The 4,451-nt window shown below is 71.5% G+C and carries 3 protein-coding genes; 2 read left to right on the top strand and 1 reads right to left on the bottom strand.

The genetic code is table 11. The annotated features are described in order from the left end of the window. Positions 1-26: 26 nt before the first annotated feature. Complete coding sequence (locus VIP82_RS14385) at positions 27-1,301, bottom strand: ABC transporter substrate-binding protein (protein WP_331909772.1); 1,275 nt, start codon at positions 1,299-1,301, stop codon at positions 27-29. Between the two features lie 266 nt (positions 1,302-1,567). On the opposite strand from VIP82_RS14385, the gene VIP82_RS14380 reads away from it, so the two are divergent. Both VIP82_RS14380 and VIP82_RS14375 read left to right on the top strand, forming a co-directional pair. Beyond that, positions 1,568-2,569: a LacI family DNA-binding transcriptional regulator gene (locus VIP82_RS14380; RefSeq protein ID WP_331909770.1), complete on the top strand. Its 1,002-nt coding sequence runs from the start codon at positions 1,568-1,570 to the stop codon at positions 2,567-2,569. Between the two features lie 59 nt (positions 2,570-2,628). Further along, a partial coding sequence (locus tag VIP82_RS14375) for a glycosyl hydrolase family 95 catalytic domain-containing protein (RefSeq protein WP_331909768.1) occupies positions 2,629-4,451 on the top strand: 1,823 nt, incomplete at its 3' end.

The following is a 4,451-nucleotide window of genomic DNA, read 5'->3' as shown; positions in this document are numbered from 1 at the left end:
CCGGGCCACCGCTGGTCGGGTGGGGTTCAGCCCCCGATGGCGGCCTTCGCGCTGGCCACGCCGGTCTCCCAGGCGTCGGCCGGAGCGACGTTGCCCGCCTGCATGTCGACGAGCGCGTTGAGCAGGGCTCCGCCGATCGCGCTGGTGTCGGGGCCGTTGTAGAACGAGTTGAACTGCAGCACGGACTCACTGATGGTGGCGCCGATGGGCGAGTCGCCGAAGAACGGGTCCGTGTAGCCCTTCACCTCGTCGCTCTCGAGCGCCGCCTCGGCCGCGGGGAAGGTTCCGGTCTGCGCGAAGTGCTCCGTCTGACCTTCCGGCGACAGCATCGTCTCGATGTACTGCCAGGCCGCCGCCTTGTTGTCGGCACGGGCGGGGATGGCGATGACGCTTCCGCCCCAGTTGCCGCCGACACCCGGAATGGACGCGATCCGCCAGTCGCCTTCCGTATCGGGAGCGTCGTTCTTGAGTCCGGACAGGATCCATGACGGCGCCGTGGTCACCGCGAAGGCGCCGTTGGCCTTGCCCGGGGCCCAGCCCGACGACCACGCCGGGATGTCGGCGCTGATGCCGGCGTCGTACGCGCGCACGGCGACGTCGAACGCCTCCTCGACCTGCGGGTTGGTGTCGAAGATGAGCTCGCCGTCCGGCGAGTAGTACTTCTCCGTGACCTGGTTGACGGTGGAGAAGAACACCGACGTCTCGACGTTGTCCACGAACGGCTGGCCCGTGGCGGCCGTGTACTTCTCGCCCATGGCGATGAAGTCGTCCCACGACGACCACATCTGCGCGACCTCCGCCGGATCGGTGGGCAGGCCGGCCGCTTCGAAGAGATCGGCACGGTAGGCGAAGCTCAGGCCGCCCACATCGGTGGGGATGCCGATCAGCGAGCCGTCAGCGGCGGTGGCGGCGTCGACCGCCCAGTCCAGGTATTCGTCGCCGACATCGTCGCCGCCGAGCGTGCGCAGGTCGACGAAGTTGCCCGGGTTCTCCACGAACTTGGGCAGATCGTCGTTCTGGATCATGACGAGATCGGGGACGCGGCCACCGGCGAGCGCGGCGGTCAGCGCGGTGGCGGTCTCGGTCGTGCTGCCGACCTCCGACAGCTTCACCTTGGCGTCGGGCATCTCCTCGAGGTAACGATCCACCGAGTCCTTCTGACCGATGCCGGTGAATGACCAGAACTCGAATTCGGCGTCGGGATCATCGGAGCCGGAGCCCGATCCTCCCGAGCATCCGGACAGCACCAGCGCGAGTGCGCCGACTGCTGCGATGGGCAGGGCCAGTTTGCGACGGTTCACAACAGCTCCTCTTCTTCGGGGACATGTGGCTGCGGGAGGTTTGGCTCCGTGATGAGAGATCGATCTCTCAGCAACCGCCACAGTAGCCGCCGGACCGCGCCGACGGCAACCCTGCGACGAATTTCCCGTCATGCCCGGTTCGCGCCCTGCCCCGGCGCCGACCCCGATTCCGCGCGTCCGATCGGCAAAACGACCCTCGGCCGTGCAATGATGGAGACGGCGAGAGAACGATCTTCGCCTCCACGTCCACGCTCACGGGGGGAGCTATGGTCCGACCCACCATCGTCGACGTCGCGCAGGCCGCTGGGGTCTCCCGCGCGACAGCCGCCCGCGTGCTCGCCGGCGCGACGAACGTCGACACCGCGATGGCTGCGGCCGTCGAACGCGAGGCGCGGCGCCTGGGCTACGAGACGAACTTCGCCGCGCGAGTCCTGCGGGGCGGACGCGCCGGGGCGATCGGTCTGGTGATCGCCTTCGACGAGCTCGGAAGCCTGAGCGGCACGTTCTTCACCGCCGTGCTGAAGGGCGCCGCCAAGGGACTGTCGGCGGGCGAGGTGCAGCCCGTCCTCCTGCCCGCCGACCATGAGGACCTCGACCGCATTCCCCGCTTCCTGCGGTCCGGTGCCCTCGACGGCGCGATCGTGATCCTGCAGCACGAGATCACGCACCTGGTCGAGCGGCTCGCCGACTCCCCCGTGCCCATCGCGTGGGTGGGTCGCCCTCACGCCGACATCGGTCCGGATCCGATCGTCATCGATTCCGACAACTACGGCGGCGGCGTGCTGGCAGCACGCGCACTCATCGAGGCGGGCCGCCGCTCGATCGGCATCATCACCGGCCCGCTCGATCTGGAGCAGGCACGGGAGCGCACCCGCGGATGGACCGACGAGCTCGCTCGACACGGCCTGACGCCCGGGCCCATCGTGCACGGCGACTTCACGCTCGACAGCGGCACCGCCGCCATGGCCCGGCTGCTGCAGCGCGCACCCGATCTCGATGGGATCTTCGCCTCATCCGACCTGATGGCCGCAGGTGCGATCCGGGTGCTCCAGGCCGCGGGACGCCGCGTCCCCACCGACGTCTCGGTGGTCGGCTTCGACGACGTCCTCATCGCGAGCACGTCGGATCCGCCGCTGACCACGGTGCGCCAGCCGCTCGAGGAGATGGGACGGGCGGCGGCCGACACGTTGCTCGCCACCATCCGGGGCCTGCCCGCGGAGAAGGTCCAGGTGCTGCCGACGTCGATCGTGCGGCGGGAATCGCTCTGAGCGTGATCCCGTCGCGCACGCCGCCGGTCCGCACCCCTGGCGGTCGCCAGGAGGACGACGTGTTCACCACCGCCTCGGCCGCCCCCACCTGGGAGGACGGCCTGATCACCGGCAGCGGCAGCGTGGGCGCCGTCGTCTTCGGTCCGCCGGACCGGCTCACCGTGTGCGTTGCGCACGAGCGCTTCTTCGTGCCCGCCAACCGCCGTCCCCCGGCCCCCGACCTCAGTGATGCACTGCCGGGGCTGCGCACGGCGCTGCTCTCGGGCGATCGGGATGCCGCGGCCGACCTGTTCGCCCACGCCCTGGCCGACGCGGGCTTCGACGATCTCATCTGGACGGACCCGCTCGGGATGTGCGCGGCCCTCACGATCCAGAGCGACGGCGGCGTCGTAGACCCCCGCCGGACGATCGATCCGCAGCGCGGGGTCGTTGCGGTGCACTGGCGGGACGAGTCCGGCGCTGCGCGCCGGGTCAGCCTCGTCGCACCGCGCGGGTACGACACCGTCTGGGTCGCGCTCGAGGCCGAGACTCCGGCATCCGTCCGCCTCACCCTCTCCCTCGCCGCGGACGACGCCCCCGGCGCATCGTTCGCTCCCGACTACACCGGCGCCGTCTCGGCTCGCGGCGTCCCGGGCGATCCGGGTGCGCTCGGGGTGTACGGCTCCGACGAACGTGCGCTGGTCACGACGTGCGCGAGCGGGAGCTGGCACGTGGTCCCCGGTGACCACGGCGCGCTCGAGGCCCGCGCGCTCGTCCCGTCCGGCGAGCCGCTCCTGCTGCGGCTGGACGTCGCCGTCGATGGTCGCCCCGCGAACCCGGCACCCGATGAACGGTGGGACGAGATCCTGATCAGCCGGACCGCGGCGCACCGGGCGCTCGTGTCCGCCTCGTCCCTCTCCCTCGCCGGGGCCGCCGACGCCGAGACGGTCGAGGCGATCTGGGACCGCGCACGAGAGGGCGACGAGGGAGCCCTGCGGCGGGCGGTCGAGGTCGCGTACCTGGTCGGGCGCGCCCATGTCATCGCCGCCACCGGTGAGCTGCCGCCGACGCTGCAGGGTGTATGGCAGGGAACCTGGAAGCCGGCGTGGTCCGCGGACTACACGCTGAACGGGAACGTGCAGAACGGCGCTCTGGCGGGGGCCGTCGCGACAGGCACGCCGGAGCTGGTGCGCTCCCTGCTCGACCTCGTGCTGGCGCATCTCGACGACTACCGTGCCAATGCCCGGCGGGTGTTCGGCGCGGAGGGCATGCTGCTGCCCTCACGCATGTCCACCCACGGAGCCGCCGACCATCTGAACAGCGCCTTCCCTCACGCGTTCTGGACCGGCTGCGGCGGCTGGATCCTGCGCTTCGCGGCCGATCTCGTCGCCACCACGGGTGATCGCTCGCTCGTCGACGACCGGCTGTGGGAGCTCGTGACCGGCGTCCTGCGCTTCGGCGAGACCGCCCTCGTGGCGCGCGACGGCATTCTCCACATCGTGCCCGGTTACTCGCCTGAGAACACCCCGCTCGATGCGGCGACGCCGCTCGCCGTGGACGCGACGATGGATGTCGCGATCCTGCGCGACGCGGCCCGTGCGGCGGCGATCCTGGCGGACGCCCGCGACGACCACACGCTGGACGCGCGGTGGGCGGCGCTCGCGGCCGCGCTGCCGCTGTACCGCGTGGCGGACGACGGCACGCTGGCGGAGTGGATCGATCCGGGGAGCCCGGAGAACATCGCCCACCGGCACGTGTCGCAGCTGTATCCGCTCTGGTACGAACCCGATGACCGGTTGACCGGCGACGACCCGGAGCCGGCCGCCCTCCGCGCGGCGGCCGGCGAGACGATCCGCCGCAAGCTCGCGTGGCGCGCCGCCGACCCGGCTCCCCCGCCGGGTCG

Source organism: Microbacterium sp. (genome assembly GCF_036566905.1).
Taxonomy (GTDB): domain Bacteria; phylum Actinomycetota; class Actinomycetes; order Actinomycetales; family Microbacteriaceae; genus Microbacterium.
This window is presented reverse-complemented; position numbering and strand designations above follow the sequence as displayed.